Here is a 17226-nt window from a genome sequence, read left to right on the forward strand (position 1 = left end):
AATTGAATGAGCAAGGATTTCAAGTGAGCCGTACAACAACTGTCGATACCGCGCCAACAAGCGATGTTGATGAACAGATAGTTACCCCGCCGGATGGATTTATCAAACGCGGAACATCCCCATTTATGCGCGTCACGCTGGCGCTGTTTTCCGCCGGACTGGCGACTTTTGCCCTCCTCTATTGCGTACAACCCATACTGCCAGTGCTCTCGCACGAGTTTGGGGTTTCTCCCGCAAGCAGCAGTATCTCGCTTTCCATCTCGACGGCGATGCTGGCGATAGGGTTACTGTTTACCGGCCCACTTTCAGATGCTATTGGCCGCAAGCCGGTGATGGTTACCGCGCTGCTGCTCGCCTCTTGTTGTACGCTGCTTTCAACGATGATGACCAGCTGGCACGGTATTTTAATCATGCGTGCTCTGATAGGACTTTCACTGAGCGGCGTCGCAGCGGTAGGGATGACCTATCTGAGTGAAGAAATTCATCCCAGTTTCGTCGCCTTCTCAATGGGCCTGTATATCAGCGGTAACTCAATTGGCGGAATGAGTGGTCGCTTGATCAGCGGCGTGTTTACCGACTTTTTTAACTGGCGTATCGCGCTGGCAGCGATCGGCTGTTTTGCCCTTGCCTCTGCGCTGATGTTCTGGAAAATCTTACCGGAATCCCGTCATTTCAGACCCACATCGCTGCGCCCGAAAACGTTGTTTATCAACTTCCGTTTGCACTGGCGCGACAAAGGTTTGCCGCTGCTGTTTGCGGAAGGTTTTTTACTGATGGGATCGTTTGTCACGCTGTTTAATTATATCGGCTACCGCCTGATGCTCTCCCCGTGGGAGCTCAGCCAGGCGGTTGTAGGTTTGTTATCTGTGGCGTATCTGACCGGGACATGGAGTTCGCCAAAGGCGGGTTCTATGACCACTCGTTATGGTCGTGGCCCGGTAATGCTCTTTTCAACAGGCGTGATGCTGGTTGGACTTTTGATGACCCTGTTCACATCGCTATGGCTGATCTTCGCCGGGATGCTGCTCTTTTCAGCCGGTTTTTTTGCCGCGCACTCCGTAGCAAGCAGCTGGATTGGACCACGGGCAAAACGCGCTAAAGGCCAGGCTTCTTCCCTGTATCTGTTCAGCTATTATCTGGGATCCAGTATTGCCGGTACGCTGGGCGGTGTGTTCTGGCACAGCTATGGCTGGAACGGCGTGGGCGGATTTATCGCCCTGATGCTGGTGTTGGCGTTGCTGGTCGGTGCGCGTTTGCACCATCGTCTGCACGTATAATCCGCGATGCCCGGGTTCCGGGCATCACCTTCATCACCCTGGCTGTAACGTCTGAGCCGCCATCTGCAGAGCAACAACTGTCCCGTTCATCACTATATGCAGCAAAATTGGCATCAACAGACCGTTGCTTTTCAGTCTGGCCAGGATCAACACCTGCGACACAAGAAACAACATCAGCAACGTGCGTAGATCCACATACTGCGTATGCATGATGGCAAAAATGACCGATACCACCACTGACGACAGCCAGGTTTTATTATTGAACCAGTACTGGAACGCGTTGAATAAACAGCCTCTGAAAACAATTTCTTCATAAACTGGCGCGATAAATATCAGGGTCAACGTAGATAACCACAACGCATAACTACTTAAGGATATTTGGCTGGTCACCCACGCTTCAGTTTGTCTGAGACCCAAAATCAATGGCAGGATAAGCTGAATAAACAGCAGCGCCGCGAACAAAATGGCAAACCACCTGGCGTTGAAAATGCCTTTGCCCAGTCCCTCTCTTTTTCTAAAGAATAAATAATACAGCGGAACCAGCACAACAAATTCCAACGCAAACAGCAGCGGAAAAAGTAACCCTTTGGCAAGCAGGTCCTGACTCGCGGGGAAAAACAACGGGGTAAACGTGAGGCCAAACATCAGTAAAAACATTGAAAAGCAGCCAGCAACTGCTTTAGTCCTGGCGATATACAGGTTGTCGGCATCCTGTGACATACGATCTCCTTGCGTTCATCGAAGATAAGTTGATGAATTACCCATGCATGATAAAAATTCTCATTATCACTGACAACCTACCAACTTTTACGCAATGCCCATGAGTACAATGCCAAACCCTCTTTACTCCGGAACTTCACCGTTAACTACTCAGAGGAGAATCCGCCAGCGGCAACGAGAAACGGAAGCAGGCCCCTGCCGTTGAGCTAACCAGATGGATATCCCCTCCATGCAGTTCGAGCATTCTACGCACGATCAGTAAGCCCAGGCCGCCGCGCTCGGCCCGCTGCTCACGGGGAATTAACGCGGTCGGGCGCTGAAACAATACTTTTCGCACAGCTTCTTCTACCCCTGGCCCACTGTCCTGCACTTCGGCGAATAAACGGTCTTCATCACGCCAGACTTTTAGCCGCACTTCGCCTCCGTCAGGCGTATGACGGATAGCGTTATCCAGCAAATTCGTCACGACTCTTTCTATCATCGATAAATCGGCATTCACCAGCGGTAACGGCCCCGTTACGTCAAGGTGCAACTGCAAATGACGCGTGGCAACAGGGAGATCAAATTTCTGTGCCACATCTTGGATCAATTCACCAATAGCAAAACGTTCACGCTGCGGTTTTATACCGCCATGCTCCAGCCTTGCCAGCTCAAACAACTGTTGTGACAGATGGCGAACTTTATGCCCCTGGCGCAGCGCGATGCTAAGATAATGCCGGTTTTCCTCAGGCGTCATCGTATCGGCTTTCAGCGACAGCATTTCCAGATACCCCAACAGTGAAGTCAACGGCGTGCGTAAATCGTGCGAAATATTGGCAATAAACTCTCTGCGCTGACGATCGCTGTCTGCTAATAAATCCCACTGCTGGGCAATTTTCTGCGCTAACTCGATAAACGCATTGTTCAGCAGCGCTATTTCATTCTCCGGTACCGGTTCGGGATTTTTTTGTGCCAATTGTTTGATGACGGTAATGCTGTCCTTCTCCAGTTTTACCACCTGTCCGGTTAGCCTTTTTACTGGATTCGTCACCCATCGCCACACCAGAAAACCTGCAATTCCACCGGCGAATAAAACCAGTATTAACGTCCAGGCCACGGTATTCCAGAGCGTTTTTTGCCAGGCGGTATTCGCCAGCATATTCAGATCTTCGCCCTGCAGAATAATGTACAAATAGCCATGTAGCTCACCGTTATATAAAACTGGCGCGGCGCTGAATACCTTTTGCTGGCTGCTACGCGGATCGTTGCCATAGACGGGCAACGCATCTGAATTAAGGAAATCCTGTATCGGCTGTACGCTAATTTTCTGCCGCTGGATATGCCTCGGCGGTGCGGCATCAGCAAGTATTTCACCTGACGGTGAAATCAGATACAGCTCCACGCTGGGGTTAAGCGTCATCAGGTGATTAAACAATCCTTTTAAGGTCTGGCGATTAATCTGCCCGCTGGCATCAATAAGCGACTCACTTTTGACAATCTTGCTCGCCAGCTCCAGTGAGAGCCTTTGCACCATGGCGTCACCATACTGTTTACTGCTGCGAATCTGGACAACACTGACAGTAACCGCACAAATCAGCATAATGGCGGTAAAGACGAGGGTCAGACGCTGGCTCAGCGACAGGCGATAAATCATGGCTGATGCTCCGCGTTAACCGCAGCAAGCTTATAGCCTCGTCCCCAAACAGTGAGAATAATTTCCGGCTCCGCAGCATCCTTTTCAATTTTGGTCCGCAGGCGATTAATATGACTGTTCACCGTATGCTCATACCCTTCATGCTGGTAGCCCCACACCTGATCTAACAGCGCCTGACGCGAAAAGACCTCGCCTGGATGACGGGCGAAAAAATAGAGCAGATCGAATTCGCGCGGCGTTAAATCGAGGGATTTACCATGCAGCCGGACTTCCCGGGCTAATGGGTCAATCTCTACGCCATGAACGGTGATAATCCCCGCCTCCATACGTAGGTTCTGACTCATCGCTTCCTGACGACGAAACAATGCCTTTACCCGGGCCATCAACTCCAGCACCGAGAAAGGTTTGGCCAGATAATCATCGGCACCCATCTCCAGCCCCAATACACGGTGCGTTTCGCTGGTGCGGGCGCTGATGATAATGACGGGCAAATAAAAACTCATTCGGCGAATGCGACGACAGATCTCCAGCCCGTCGACACCCGGCAGCATCAGATCGAGGATAACGGCATCCCAGACGTGTTTCTCCAGTTGTTCAAGCGCACGAGCTCCGTCTGCCTCATGAACAATCTCGTAACCCTCATCCTTCAGGCTAAGCTGCAAAAGTGAGGCAATATCGCTGTCATCTTCAACCAAAAATATCTTTTTCGCGCCTGCCATCAGTGTCATCCCCCTCTCGTCGTGCTGAAAGCTTACCTCAGGCAAGGGGCGGAAGTTATCACAAAATTTTTAACTTTTCGTGAGGATCCAGGGATACGCATGCGAGCAGTATGTCGTTATAGACACGTCAGACATCAACAGGGAAACGTCGCTTGTTTTCCTTAACATGAAAATAAGAAGGAAAAGTCATGCTAAAAAAACGTCCACTTCGGGAAGCAGATGTTACAGCCGAGTCAGTATTTTTTATGCAACGACGACAGATCCTCAAAGCACTTGGGATAGGTGCTGCTGCGGCCACGCTGTCCTCCCCTACACAGGCTAATTTGCTGGATTGGTTTAAAGGCAACGATCGTCCACCCGCACCCGCAGGCAAAGCGCTTGAGTTCACAAAGCCCGAACGCTGGCAAAACAGCCTGTCACTGACGCCAGAAGACAAGGTGACGGGCTACAACAATTTCTACGAATTTGGTCTGGATAAAGCCGATCCTGCGGCCAATGCCGGTAGCCTGAAAACCGATCCCTGGACGTTAACCATCAGCGGTGAGGTCAACAAACCTTTAACCTTAGATCATGATGCGCTGACCACACGCTTTCCATTAGAAGAGCGTATTTATCGGATGCGTTGCGTTGAGGCCTGGTCAATGGTTGTGCCGTGGGTGGGTTTTCCGTTGCATAAATTACTGGCGCTGGTTGAGCCAACCAGTCACGCCAAATATGTTGCCTTTGAAACACGCTACGCCCCTGATGAAATGCCGGGTCAGAAAGACCGTTTTATTGGCGGTGGGTTGAAATATCCCTATGTCGAAGGTCTTCGTTTGGATGAGGCTATGCATCCGCTCACACTTCTCACCGTAGGCGTATATGGCAAAGCATTGCCGCCGCAAAACGGGGCGCCGATACGCCTGACCGTGCCCTGGAAATACGGCTTCAAGGGCATTAAATCGATAGTCAGTATCAAGCTGACGCGTGAGCAGCCACCGACGACCTGGAATATGTCAGCACCGAATGAATACGGTTTTTACGCCAACGTTAATCCGCAGGTGGATCACCCTCGCTGGTCTCAGGCTACTGAGCGTTTTATCGGTTCGGGTGGCATTCTCGATGTACAGCGACAGCCCACGTTACCTTTTAATGGTTATGCCGATGAGGTGGCATCGTTATATCAGGGCATGGATCTTCGGGAGTATTTTTAAGTGAGGTTGACTGCAAAACAGATAACCGGTCTGAAAGTGCTGCTGCATCTCGCCGGTTTTATCCCCCTGCTATGGCTCTTCTGGGCCGCGCAGCATGGCGGGTTGGGTGCCGACCCGGGAAAAGATATCCAGCACTTTACGGGCATTACCGCGCTGAAGTTTTTGCTGGCTACCCTGCTGGTATCGCCGCTTGCGCGCTATGCAAAGCAGCCTTTGTTGTTTCGTACCCGGCGGTTGTTAGGTTTATGGTGCTTTGCATGGGCCACACTGCATATAACCAGCTATGCTCTGCTGGAACTGGGTATACAAAACCTGGGATTGTTGGGTCGTGAACTGGTTTCACGCCCATGGCTAATGCTGGGTATGGCCGGTTGGATTATCTTATTCCTGTTGACGTTGACCTCGACCCAAGCCGCTCAGCGTAAAATGGGCAAACGCTGGCAAACATTGCACAACTACGTCTACCTGGCCGCCATTTTGCTACCGCTGCATTATCTGTGGTCGGTAAAAGTGTTATCACCGCTCCCTATTATCTACGCCATCTGTTTTGTGGTTCTGCTGGCTTTTCGCTATAAAAAGCTGTTGCGGAAAACCGGGTACAAAGGTGTGCTTATGAAAAGTGAGTGAATCACGGTAAACTTCTTAACCACACCTAAACAGAACGAGAACAAAAAATGAGTAACAATGATAATTACCATCAGCTCACCCGCACGTTCCAGCGGCTCTCTCGCTTCTCCCACCTCTCGGCAATCGCCAGTTGGGACATGTTTACCATGATGCCGCCAGGAGGCAGTAAAGCCCGAGGCGAAGCGCTGGCCGAGCTGAGCGTGCTTGAGCACCAACTGTTAACCGATCCGAAAGTGGCAATGTGGATCGCCGCAGCGCAACAGGAAGCTCTCAACGATGTAGAACAGGCGAACCTGCGCGAAATGTCGCGATTGCATCACCAGGCATCCTTGTTGCCCGAATCGTTGGTAGAAGCAAAATCTCTTGCGGGAAGCCGCTGTGAGCATGCCTGGCGTAGCCAGCGACCAGCTAATGACTGGGAAGGATTTTCCGATAACCTGAAAGAAGTTGTGAAGTACAGCCGCGAAGAAGCCCGACTGCGCGCAGAAGCTAAAGGTTGTTCGCCGTATGACGCGCTACTGGACATCTTTGAACCAGGAATGACCAGCGCTCAGTTGGATGTCCTTTTCGCAGACGTTAAAAGCTGGCTGCCCGATCTGTTAAACAAGGTGGTGGCAAAGCAGTCTCAGCAGTCGCTCATCGCCCCGGTAGGTCCCTTCCCAACAGCTGTACAGCGAGAGCTGGGTCTTGAAACAATGGCACAGCTAGGTTTCGACTTTACCGCTGGTCGGCTGGATATCAGTGCACATCCTTTCTGTGGCGGCGTACCAGAAGATGTTCGCATTACCACCCGCTATGATGAAAACGAATTACTCAGCGCGCTGTTTGGCGTGATCCATGAAACCGGTCATGCGCGCTATGAGCAAAACCTGCCACGCAGCTGGTCTGGGCAACCTATTGCTCTGGCACGCTCAACCGCCATTCATGAGTCCCAGAGTCTGTTCTTTGAGATGCAACTGGGACGCAGTAAAGCCTTTCTGATGCGGTTGATTCCGGCTGTAACGCGCCACTTTGGCGATCAGGCAGCGTTTGAAGAAAGCAATTTCATCGCCTGGAACCAGCAGGTCAAACCCGGGTTTATCCGTGTTGATGCCGACGAGGTAAGCTATCCCGCTCACGTGATCCTGCGTTATGAAATCGAACGTGCGCTTATTAATGGCGATATTGAAGTGGATGATATCCCGGCATTGTGGAACGAGAAAATGCAGGCCTGGCTGGGGCTGTCAACGATCGGAAACTACCGTAACGGTTGTATGCAGGATATTCACTGGACTGACGGCGGCTTTGGCTACTTCCCTTCCTATACCTTAGGCGCCATGTATGCAGCGCAGTTGTTCAGTGCCGCTAACCGCGCATTGCCTGATTTGAATCAGTCTATTGCCCAAGGTGAGTTTGGTGCCCTGTTTGACTGGTTACGTCAGAACATCTGGCAGCATGGCAGCCGCTTTACTACTGAACAGCTTATTACCCAGGCAACCGGAGAGCCGCTCAGCAGCCGTTATTTCCGTTCTCATCTGGAAGCCCGCTATTTGTAATCTCATACCGTGAGTCATTGTACATATCGTTACACGCCGAAACCAATGACTCACGGAAGCCCTGTGTTTACAGCGATATAGTTATTTCAACGGCCCCGCAGTGGGGTTGAATGAAAAACCAAATCGAGGGTATGAGAATGAAAAAAGTATTAGCTCTGGTTGTTGCCGCTGCTATGGGTCTGTCTTCTGCTGCTTTTGCCGCTGAAACAACTGCTACTACCGCTCCGACTGCTGCTGCAACCACCAAAGCAGCGCCGGCAAAAACCACGCATCATAAAAAACAGCACAAAGCAGCGCCGCAGAAAGCGCAGGCTGCCAAGAAACACGCTAAAAAATCCACCACTAAACCGGCTGTAGAACAAAAAGCGCCAGAGCAGAAAGCTCAGGCTGCTAAAAAACACACCAAAAAAGCAGCAACCAAGCCAGCAGCAGAACAAAAAGCACCAGAGCAGAAAGCTCAGGCCGCTAAAAAACACACCAAAAAAGCCGTAAAACACGACACCGCTAAACCAGCAGCTCAACCTGCAGCATAACGCATTTGTAGTCACTATGGCGTCCCCCACGCCATAGCATACGGCGCTAGATCAACCTGATGTAGCGCCGCCTTTCGGAGGGTAAAATGGTGTCACATTACCGCTTTGAGTTCATTCTTATTACTCTGATAATTTGCGCCCTCATTGCCATGCATTTTTATCTTTCCTGAGTGTAGTTATCTGATTTTACTCCCACTTTCTCGCCGTCCCGTCTATAGTATTAACTGAGGGTTTGCTGTTTATAATCATAATTCCCCACCAGAGTGTGATATGCATAAAACCATTGCTGTATTACTGGGCTCAATTTGTTTTTTTCCTGTTGTTGCGCATGCGGATCAGCCAGCAACGACCACCGCTGAAGCAGAAAGCATAAAAACGCTGTTTTTTGGTCATGACGATCGCACGAAAGTAACGGACCCAACGCAATCACCGTGGGACGCTATCGGACAACTGGAAACCGCCAGTGGTAATCTGTGTACCGCCACGCTCATTTCACCGCATCTGGCCCTGACTGCCGGACACTGCTTGCTCGCTCCACCGAAAGGCAAACCGGATAAAGCCGTCGCGTTACGCTTTGTGTCGAAAAAGGGTGTCTGGCGCTATGAAATCCATGGAATCGAAGGACGGGTTGATCCCTCACTCGGTAAGCGTTTGAAAGCAGATGGCGATGGCTGGATTGTGCCGCCATCCGCAGCCCCGTGGGATTTTGGTCTGGTGGTGCTGCGTTACCCGCCTTCCGGAATCACGCCCCTACCATTATTTGAAGGTGATAAAGCGGCGTTAACCGCGGCGTTGAAAACCGCCGATCGCAAAGTCACACAGTCGGGCTATCCGGAAGATCATCTGGACGATTTGTACACCCATCAGGATTGCGTGGTGACCGGCTGGGCGCAGAATACCGTCTTGTCGCACCAGTGCGACACGCTCCCGGGCGACAGCGGTTCACCGTTGATGCTGAAGACAGATTCAGGCTGGCAGTTGATTGGCGTACAAAGCTCCGCTCCGGCGGCGAAAGATCGCTGGCGAGCCGATAATCGCGCCATATCCGTGACCGGTTTTCGCGATAAGCTGGAAGAGTTGGCGCAGGAGTAACATATGCTGCCCGCATTAACGGGCAGCACGGATATCAGGCAAGTTTAATCATCACCATTCCGGCCAGCAGCAGCGCCACGCCGATCCAGCCTTTATTATTCAGGCGCTGACCAAACAACACCCAACCAGCCGCTAACGTCGCGGCAATCCCAAACCCGCCCCACAAAGCGTAGGCAACAGAAAGGTCAATACCTTTTACCGCCTGCGACAGCGCGCTAAAGGCCGCTAACACGGCAGCCAGCGACAGCACGCCATAAACCTTGCGGCGAAATCCATCAGAAAATTTCAAAAAGACGTTAGCGACTATTTCCAGCACGATGGCCATGCCAAGCCAGGCACCATGAACCCACTCAAACTGCTGCATGGGTCACCTCTTTGCTCGTTTTGGCAGGTTTTCGAGTACCAGACTTGATCAGCACAATGCCTAATACCAGCGAGACCAGTCCAGCCACTTTCATCGTGGACAAGGTTTCGTCAAATAACAACACACTAAACAGCGTAATAAATAAAATACCGATACCTTCCCACAAGGCATAGGCCACACCAAGGGCAATTTTTTTAACAGCGAAACTAAGAAAAATATATGATAAGGCGATCATTACCAGCATTAAAATAAAGCCTGAATTACCATGGCCAACGCTTGCCCATTTCATTGACAGCGTACCAGTAATTTCAGCCGCGATGGCCAGACCTAATAATATCCAGTAAAACATGATGCTTCTCCTGCTTGAGAATATAGTCCTTTAGGCCTACTGCATGCAGTAAACCAAAAAATAAAATTAGTTAGCTCAGCGCACAGCGCCAGCTCAGGCAGAAGAAGAGACTAAAGCGCGTTGCGCCAGTGTTGCTCACCCGCAAGCAAGAAAGTGGAGGAGGTACGAAGAAGTGTAGGTAAACGCAAAAACATCCTGAACATATTGTCCATAATATTACAATTATCCGCAGTGTTGCTTCTCATCATCGCGGATGATAATTGTCCTCGGTAGTTAAACACAGATGATTTGTATCATAGCTTCAAGACGAACTCAAAGTCTTTTCACTTCTTTACCTGCCCCGTTTGATTTTTGTTATAACGGCTCGACGCAAATCACATTATTATGCAGATTCAAAAATGAAAAATGCGGGAATACACATGGCGAAACCGATCATCACGCTTAACGGTCTAAAAATAGTCATTATGCTGGGCATGCTGGTTATCATCCTGAGCGGTATTCGCTTTGCCGCAGATATCATCGTCCCCTTTATTCTAGCGTTATTTATAGCCGTTGTGCTCAATCCCGTGGTGCAGCGGATGGTCAAGCTTCGCATACCGCGCGTAATTGCGGTGTCATTGCTTATCGTTATTATTGTAATGTTAATGGTGCTGCTGTTGGCGTATTTAGGTACATCCTTAAATGAACTTGCGCGAACGCTACCGCAATATCGCTCTTCACTGGTTATCCCACTGAAAAATCTTGAACCATGGTTACAACGCGCAGGGATCGGCGTTTCCGTGGACGAGCTCGTCAAATATATCGATCCGAACGCGGCAATGACGCTGGTGACCAATTTACTGGCGCAGCTTTCAAATGCTATGTCATCGATATTTTTACTGCTACTGACGGTAGTTTTTATGCTGCTGGAAGTACCGCAACTGCCCAACAAACTCAAACAAATGATGAGTCGCCCCATTGAAGGTATGGCGGCGATTCAACGCGCCATCGACAGCGTCTCCCACTATCTGGTGCTTAAAACGGCAATCAGCATTGTGACCGGGTTGGTCGCCTGGGGCATGCTTGCTGCATTGGATGTGCGCTTTGCCTTTGTCTGGGGATTACTGGCCTTCGCCCTGAACTACATCCCTAATATCGGTTCTGTATTGGCGGCCATTCCCCCTATCGCTCAGGTGCTGGCATTCAGCGGTCTTTATGATGCGCTGGTGGTTCTGGCAGGCTATCTGGTCATCAACCTGGTATTCGGGAATATCCTCGAGCCGCGGATCATGGGCCGCGGGCTGGGGCTGTCTACGCTGGTGGTATTTCTGTCGTTAATCTTCTGGGGCTGGTTGCTCGGTCCCGTGGGGATGCTGCTTTCTGTGCCGCTGACCATCATCGTGAAAATCGCGCTTGAGCAAACCAACGGCGGTCAAAGCATTGCCGTGCTGCTTAGCGATCTGAACAAAGAATGAGTTTTCGCCCCGCCATTACGGGGCATTTCCTTTATCGTTTCACGCGGAAAGCCAAAACGGCACTTAACAGCGTAAATAGCGCTATTATCCACGCCATGGTCCAGGGCGTGCCATCACTGAAGGCGGCCAGCAGCAACGATGAGATAATACCGCTGCCATATTGCAACGCGCCAATCAGCGCCGAAGCTGAACCCGCAATGTTCGGTACCGCGTCCAACGCCGCAGCAGTCGATGTCGCGGCAATAATGCCATTCATCGAGAACAGCAGAAAAATGGAAACGATAATGGCAACAATTCCGCCTGACTCCAGTTTAACCAGCAGTGCAAGCGCCACTGCGGCCAGCGCCGCCAGCATCGTCGCATATTTCAGCAGTTGTTCCAGAGCATGTCGTTGAACCAGACGACGGTTAACCACGCTCATCGCCATAACACCGATAATGTTTAGCGCAAACAACCAGCCGTAATGCTGTGGATCAACATGGTAATAGCTAATATAAACAAACGGTGACCCGGTAATAAACGCGTACGCACCGACGTAATAAAACGTCAGGCTCAGGGTATAGCGCATAAAACGCCCATTCGTTAACAACGAGCGGTAATTACGAAATGCGCCAGCCAAAGAGGCTTTCACCCGTTTATCTTCCGGCAATGTTTCGGGCAGCCAGTTTAGGGAGATAAACATCAGCGCACCAATCACTACCAGTAGCCAAAAAATAGAGTGCCAGGTGCTCAGGCGAATAATTTGCCCGCCAATCAACGGTCCGGCGATTGGCGCAATCGCCATAACCAACACCAGGGTCGAGAGCATTTGCGCCGCACGAGTACGTGCAAAGAGATCGCGGATCATCGCTCGCGCCAGCATAGGCCCGGTACAGGCTCCAAGCGCCTGAAATACCCGCCAGAAAACAATTTGCGTGATACTTGTAGACAGCGCACACCCTGCGGAACCAATGATAAATAGCACCATGCCGATAAACAGCGGCTTGCGCCGTCCCATATGATCGCTAATCGGCCCCCAAATCAACTGTGCGATAGTAAAACCAATTAAGAAACCAGTAATCGTCAGCTCAACATTGCCATGTAAATCCTCGGCCATCGTCGGCATTGCTGGAAGATAAATATCGGTAGAAAGCGATGTAAAGGCCATCAGGCCACTGAGGATCAGAATAAAAGTAAGACCGGTCTGGCTTGCGGTAGTTACCGGTGAGGCATGTTCACGTGTACGCATAGTGCCCTGTCATGTTCTAAAAAGTCAGGTCGCAGTATATAGACAACGTATTACCGTGATTAGACGGTTAAAACCGCATGAGTTTATGAAATGAAATCATGAATGGTGAAATCATATGCGTCATATTTTGTGACTGACTTCCAACAATTACCTTTCAGAAATGAATTCTACTCATAGGTCCATGCGAATTTCACAGGCTAATCGTATCAACACAGATTTGCTAATCTGCAGCCAATGCAACGATGATGCTCAGGAGAACCCAATGAATACAACAGTTCTAAATAACGGAGTTGAGATGCCCCTGCTCGGATTTGGCGTTTATCAAATGACTGATGCCAGCGAATGTGAGCAAGCCGTACGGGATGCCATCGATACAGGATATCGCCTGATTGATACCGCAGCCTCCTACCAGAATGAAACTCAGGTCGGCAATGCACTTAAGCAAAGCGGAGTCCCCCGCGAGGCGCTTTTTGTGACTACCAAACTGTGGTTACAGGATACCAACTATGCAGGCGCAAAGGCGCAATTCGCACGTTCTCTGCAACGGCTTCAACTGGATTATATTGACCTTTATTTGATTCATCAGCCCTATGGCGATGTGCACGGTGCCTGGCGCGCGATGGAAGAATTATATGAAGAAGGGAAAATCCGCGCGATTGGCGTGAGTAACTTTCATCCGGATCGTCTGGCGGATTTAATCGCTTTCAATCGCATTATTCCAGCCGTTAACCAGATTGAGGTGAATCCTTTTCATCAGCAGCCGCATGCCGTGGCCTGGATGCAGAGCCGGAATATTCAACCGCAAGCCTGGGCGCCGTTCGCTGAAGGACGCAATGACCTGTTTCAGAACCCGGTCTTATCGGCTATTGGTGAAAAATATGGCAAAAGCGTTGGTCAAGTCGTGCTGCGTTGGATTTATCAACGTGGGATTATTTCGCTGGCGAAAACCGTGCGTAAAACGCGGATGGCCGAGAATATTCAGGTGCTGGACTTTGCCCTAACGGCGGAAGAGATGACGCAAATTGCCGCGATGGACAGCGGAACCAGCGCGTTCTTCTCGCATCGCGATCCGGCTCGTGTGGAATGGATCACCCAGCGTAAACTGGATGTATAAAAAAACGGCCTCCGCAGAGGCCGTCTAACTTTTACTGGCAATTACAGCGCTTTCAGGATCGCATCCACGCTGGCTTTGGCATCGCCAAACAGCATATGGGTGTTATCTTTAAAGAACAGCGGGTTCTGCACACCTGCATAGCCGGTGTTCATTGAACGTTTGAACACAATTACGTTCTGCGCTTTCCACACTTCCAGCACCGGCATGCCGGCGATCGGGCTGCGCGGGTCATCCTGCGCCGCCGGGTTTACCGTGTCGTTGGCACCAATGACCAGCACGGTATCGGTATCGGCGAAATCATCGTTGATCTCATCCATTTCCAGCACGATGTCATAAGGGACTTTGGCTTCCGCCAGCAGCACGTTCATATGACCTGGCAAGCGCCCTGCTACCGGGTGAATACCAAAACGCACTTTGATGCCGCGCGCGCGCAGTTTCTCAGTAATTTCCGCGACCGGATACTGTGCCTGAGCCACTGCCATGCCGTAGCCCGGGGTGATGATCACGGAGTGCGAGTTCTTCAGCATTTCTGCTGTGTCTTCCGCAGTAATCTCACGATGTTCACCCACTTCTTCATCAGATCCGGTAGAAGAACCGTCAGAACCAAAGCCGCCCGCAATAACGCTGAAAAATGAACGGTTCATCGCCTTACACATAATGTAAGACAGGATCGCACCAGAAGAACCGACCAGCGCACCGGTAACGATCAGCAGATCGTTGCTCAGCATGAAGCCCGCTGCCGCCGCCGCCCATCCTGAATAGGAGTTAAGCATTGACACGACAACCGGCATATCCGCACCGCCGATGGAGGCCACCAGATGCCAGCCAAAGGCCAGTGCAATAATGGTCATCACCAGCAGTGCCAGAACCTGCAGGCCCACGCTTTCGGTACGAACAAACACCACCAGCAGCAGGAAAGAAACAACCAGCGCCGCCAGGTTCATTTTGTGACGATTCGGCAGCATCAGCGGTTTAGAGGAGATCTTGCCGCGCAGTTTGCCAAAGGCCACCACAGAACCGGTAAAGGTCACCGCACCGATGAAGATACCCAGGAACACTTCCGTCAGGTGAATGTTCACCAGAATCGGCTCCAGGCCCGTATCGTGATACAGGTAGCTGTTGAAACCCACCAGTACCGCAGCCAGACCGACGAAGCTGTGCAGAATTGCCACCAGCTCCGGCATCTCGGTCATTTCGACTTTCTTCGCCAGACGAATACCAATCGCGCCGCCGATGATCATCGCTACCAGGATCCACGCAACGTTGCCGGTATCCGGACCAAAAATCGTGGCAATCAGCGCAATCGCCATCCCGGCGATGCCGTAGTTGTTACCCTGCTGAGAGGTTTCGTGTTTCGAAAGCCCCGCCAGACTAAAAATAAACAGGATCGCGGCAACAATGTATGCAGCTGTAACTAATCCTCCAGACATATGTTACCCCTTAGTTTTTCCGGAACATTTTCAGCATGCGCTGAGTCACGGTGAAGCCACCGAAAATATTAATGCTGGCAATAAGCACCGCGATAAAGCTCAGGAAACTCACCCAGCCACCCTGGCCAATTTGCAATAACGCCCCAACCACGATAATCCCCGAGATGGCGTTAGTCACAGACATCAGCGGAGTATGCAACGCATGTGACACATTCCAGACCACGTAGTAACCCACCACGCAGGAAAGCGCGAACACCGTAAAGTGACCAAGGAACTCTTTCGGCGCGACGTCGGCGAGCCAGCCAAACAAAATCACTACCAGCGCCATCAGCGCATATTTGCGCCACGGAGAGACAGGTTTTTTCTCTTCTTTCGGCGCAGGTGCGGCTTTTGGCGCTGCCTGCGGCTGAGCAGAAACCTGGATCGGCGGCGCAGGCCAGGTGATTTCACCATCACGAACCACCGTGACACCACGCACAACCACATCGTCAAAATCGACAGTGATATTGCCGTCTTTCTCTTTGCACAACAGTTTGAGCAGGTTGACGAGGTTCGTGCCGTACAGCTGGGAAGATTGCGTTGGCAAACGGCCAGGCAGATCGGTATAGCCGATAACCTTCACCCCGTTCTCGGTGGTGGTCACCTGATTAGGCACGGTATATTCGCAGTTACCGCCGTTTTGCGCGGCAAGATCGACAATTACGCTGCCCGCTTTCATCGAATCGACCATTTCACGGGTGATCAGTTTCGGGGCCGGTTTGCCCGGAATCAGCGCTGTGGTAACGATAATGTCGACGTCTTTCGCCTGCGCAGCGAAGAGTTCCATTTCAGCTTTGATGAACGCTTCGGACATCACTTTGGCATAGCCATCGCCGCTGCCCGCTTCTTCTTTAAAGTCCAGTTCAAGGAACTCTGCGCCCATACTCTGCACTTGTTCCTTCACTTCCGGACGGGTATCAAAAGCGCGCACGATAGCGCCCAGGCTGTTTGCCGCACCGATCGCCGCAAGACCTGCCACACCCGCACCAATCACCATGACCTTGGCAGGTGGAACCTTACCTGCGGCGGTGATCTGGCCGGTGAAGAAGCGACCGAATTCATGTGCAGCTTCAACAATAGCGCGATACCCGGCGATGTTCGCCATCGAGCTTAAGGCATCCAGCGACTGCGCGCGCGAAATACGCGGCACGGAGTCCATCGCCATGACCGTCACGTTGCGCTCTGCAAGTTTTTGCAGCAGCTCAGGGTTTTGCGCGGGCCAAAGAAAACTCACCAGCGTCGTGCCCGGATTGAGTAACGGAATTTCCGCCTCCTCCGGCGCATTGACCTTCAGGATGATCTCTGACTGCCAGACTGCATTTCCATCAACAATTTCTGCGCCTGCTTGTACAAACGCCTTATCGTCAAAACTCGCCAGTTGACCTGCACCGCTTTCAACCGCGACGCTGAAACCCAGTTTAAGCAGCTGCTCAACCGTCTTCGGCGTGGCTGCAACGCGGGTTTCATTGGTTAACCGTTCTCTTGGTATGCCAATTCGCATAATGTTCCCTTCCATCTGTAATTATGATGATGGTTTATCAATGTTCGCACAAGGCATGCGCGCACTCTCGAGAGAGGTCAGTGTTACCTCAATAAAATAAAACAGTAACAAACTCTGTATAACCTACTGAAAATGACGCCTGTGATCTAGCGCCAAAAAACAGTATTTATTATGAAATTCGCGAAATAGAGATGAATCGAACCTCAGACAGATAAAATGCCCTAAAAATAGCCCACAAAAGCTGATAATTCGCTCAAGCGAAGCGGCAAAACATGATTACCTACCTGCCAAAAACAATTAATTAACATTAAATTAACTTATGAAATTCAACTGCTTTATCAGTTTTGGTCACCAAACGCCGAAATTTTCGGCATATCACAAAATGTTATCGCTGTTGTTACCTAACGTGACACGATGA

At 50.9% G+C, this 17226-nt stretch carries 18 protein-coding genes; 9 read left to right on the plus strand and 9 right to left on the minus strand.

The genetic code is table 11. The features are described 5' to 3' along the window. Positions 1-23 precede the first annotated feature (23 nt). The gene (ynfM, locus tag OGY08_RS16435; RefSeq protein ID WP_003832886.1) at positions 24-1277 is read left to right on the plus strand and encodes a multidrug efflux MFS transporter YnfM/SxtP(Kp); all 1254 of its coding nucleotides are present in this window, start codon (positions 24-26) and stop codon (positions 1275-1277) included. A 33-nt stretch (positions 1278-1310) separates the two neighbouring features. On the opposite strand, the gene OGY08_RS16440 is transcribed toward ynfM, so the two are convergent. The 3 genes from OGY08_RS16440 to OGY08_RS16450 form a co-directional block, all read right to left on the minus strand. Beyond that, entirely contained in the window at positions 1311-1997 is a 687-nt protein-coding gene (locus OGY08_RS16440) for a CPBP family intramembrane glutamic endopeptidase (RefSeq protein WP_125363464.1), read from the minus strand. Positions 1998-2139: 142 nt separating this feature from the next. After that, a complete protein-coding gene (locus tag OGY08_RS16445) occupies positions 2140-3630 on the minus strand; it encodes a sensor histidine kinase (RefSeq protein WP_125363465.1) in 1491 nt (496 codons plus the stop codon). Then, positions 3627-4349 carry a winged helix-turn-helix domain-containing protein gene (locus OGY08_RS16450; RefSeq protein WP_125363471.1) on the minus strand — a complete coding sequence of 241 codons (723 nt, stop codon included), beginning with the start codon at positions 4347-4349 and terminating at the stop codon, positions 3627-3629. The genes OGY08_RS16445 and OGY08_RS16450 overlap by 4 nt, the downstream gene beginning before the upstream one ends. A 188-nt stretch (positions 4350-4537) precedes the next feature. Between OGY08_RS16450 and msrP the strand changes: the two genes are divergently transcribed. The 6 genes from msrP to OGY08_RS16475 all read left to right on the plus strand — a co-directional run bounded on the left by msrP (position 4538) and on the right by OGY08_RS16475 (position 9329). Continuing rightward, entirely contained in the window at positions 4538-5542 is a 1005-nt protein-coding gene (gene msrP / locus OGY08_RS16455; protein ID WP_003832879.1) for a protein-methionine-sulfoxide reductase catalytic subunit MsrP, read from the plus strand. Next, positions 5543-6169, plus strand: a complete 627-nt coding sequence (gene msrQ / locus OGY08_RS16460; protein WP_125363466.1) for a protein-methionine-sulfoxide reductase heme-binding subunit MsrQ — start codon at positions 5543-5545, stop codon at positions 6167-6169. A 47-nt stretch (positions 6170-6216) separates the two neighbouring features. Continuing rightward, positions 6217-7704 carry a carboxypeptidase M32 gene (locus OGY08_RS16465; RefSeq protein WP_125363467.1) on the plus strand — a complete coding sequence of 496 codons (1488 nt, stop codon included), beginning with the start codon at positions 6217-6219 and terminating at the stop codon, positions 7702-7704. 137 nt (positions 7705-7841) lie between these two features. Further along, a complete protein-coding gene (gene asr / locus OGY08_RS16470; RefSeq protein WP_048214236.1) occupies positions 7842-8237 on the plus strand; it encodes an acid resistance repetitive basic protein Asr in 396 nt (131 codons plus the stop codon). Between the two features lie 86 nt (positions 8238-8323). Further along, a complete protein-coding gene (gene ydgU, locus OGY08_RS25330) occupies positions 8324-8407 on the plus strand; it encodes a small membrane protein YdgU (protein WP_049259791.1) in 84 nt (27 codons plus the stop codon). 100 nt (positions 8408-8507) lie between these two features. Next, positions 8508-9329, plus strand: coding sequence for a trypsin-like serine peptidase (locus tag OGY08_RS16475; protein WP_008784714.1), 822 nt, complete (start codon positions 8508-8510; stop codon positions 9327-9329). Between the two features lie 34 nt (positions 9330-9363). On the opposite strand, the gene mdtI is transcribed toward OGY08_RS16475, so the two are convergent. The 3 genes from mdtI to OGY08_RS25335 form a co-directional block, all read right to left on the minus strand. Continuing rightward, entirely contained in the window at positions 9364-9693 is a 330-nt protein-coding gene (mdtI, locus tag OGY08_RS16480) for a multidrug/spermidine efflux SMR transporter subunit MdtI (protein WP_008784713.1), read from the minus strand. Continuing rightward, positions 9680-10045 (minus strand): multidrug/spermidine efflux SMR transporter subunit MdtJ, encoded by a 366-nt coding sequence (mdtJ, locus tag OGY08_RS16485; protein WP_162623449.1) that lies wholly within the window; start codon positions 10043-10045, stop codon positions 9680-9682. The genes mdtI and mdtJ overlap by 14 nt, the downstream gene beginning before the upstream one ends. A 107-nt stretch (positions 10046-10152) precedes the next feature. Continuing rightward, positions 10153-10323 carry a protein YdgV gene (locus OGY08_RS25335; RefSeq protein ID WP_087050578.1) on the minus strand — a complete coding sequence of 57 codons (171 nt, stop codon included), beginning with the start codon at positions 10321-10323 and terminating at the stop codon, positions 10153-10155. 138 nt (positions 10324-10461) lie between these two features. On the opposite strand from OGY08_RS25335, the gene OGY08_RS16490 reads away from it, so the two are divergent. Then, on the plus strand, positions 10462-11496 hold the full coding sequence (locus tag OGY08_RS16490) for an AI-2E family transporter (RefSeq protein WP_003832866.1): 1035 nt from the start codon (positions 10462-10464) through the stop codon (positions 11494-11496). Positions 11497-11527: 31 nt separating this feature from the next. Here the strand turns inward: OGY08_RS16490 and OGY08_RS16495 are convergent, their stop codons facing one another. Further along, on the minus strand, positions 11528-12724 hold the full coding sequence (locus OGY08_RS16495) for a multidrug effflux MFS transporter (RefSeq protein WP_048235417.1): 1197 nt from the start codon (positions 12722-12724) through the stop codon (positions 11528-11530). A 262-nt stretch (positions 12725-12986) separates the two neighbouring features. On the opposite strand from OGY08_RS16495, the gene OGY08_RS16500 reads away from it, so the two are divergent. Beyond that, a complete protein-coding gene (locus OGY08_RS16500) occupies positions 12987-13838 on the plus strand; it encodes an aldo/keto reductase (protein ID WP_079934003.1) in 852 nt (283 codons plus the stop codon). A 41-nt stretch (positions 13839-13879) separates the two neighbouring features. Here the strand turns inward: OGY08_RS16500 and pntB are convergent, their stop codons facing one another. Then, positions 13880-15268, minus strand: a complete 1389-nt coding sequence (gene pntB, locus OGY08_RS16505) for a Re/Si-specific NAD(P)(+) transhydrogenase subunit beta (RefSeq protein ID WP_003832859.1) — start codon at positions 15266-15268, stop codon at positions 13880-13882. Between the two features lie 10 nt (positions 15269-15278). Beyond that, positions 15279-16808, minus strand: a complete 1530-nt coding sequence (pntA, locus tag OGY08_RS16510; RefSeq protein WP_020996412.1) for a Re/Si-specific NAD(P)(+) transhydrogenase subunit alpha — start codon at positions 16806-16808, stop codon at positions 15279-15281. Positions 16809-17226 lie beyond the last annotated feature (418 nt).

Source organism: Citrobacter sp. Cpo069 (assembly GCF_030332785.1).
Taxonomy (GTDB): Bacteria; Pseudomonadota; Gammaproteobacteria; order Enterobacterales; family Enterobacteriaceae; genus Citrobacter; species Citrobacter portucalensis.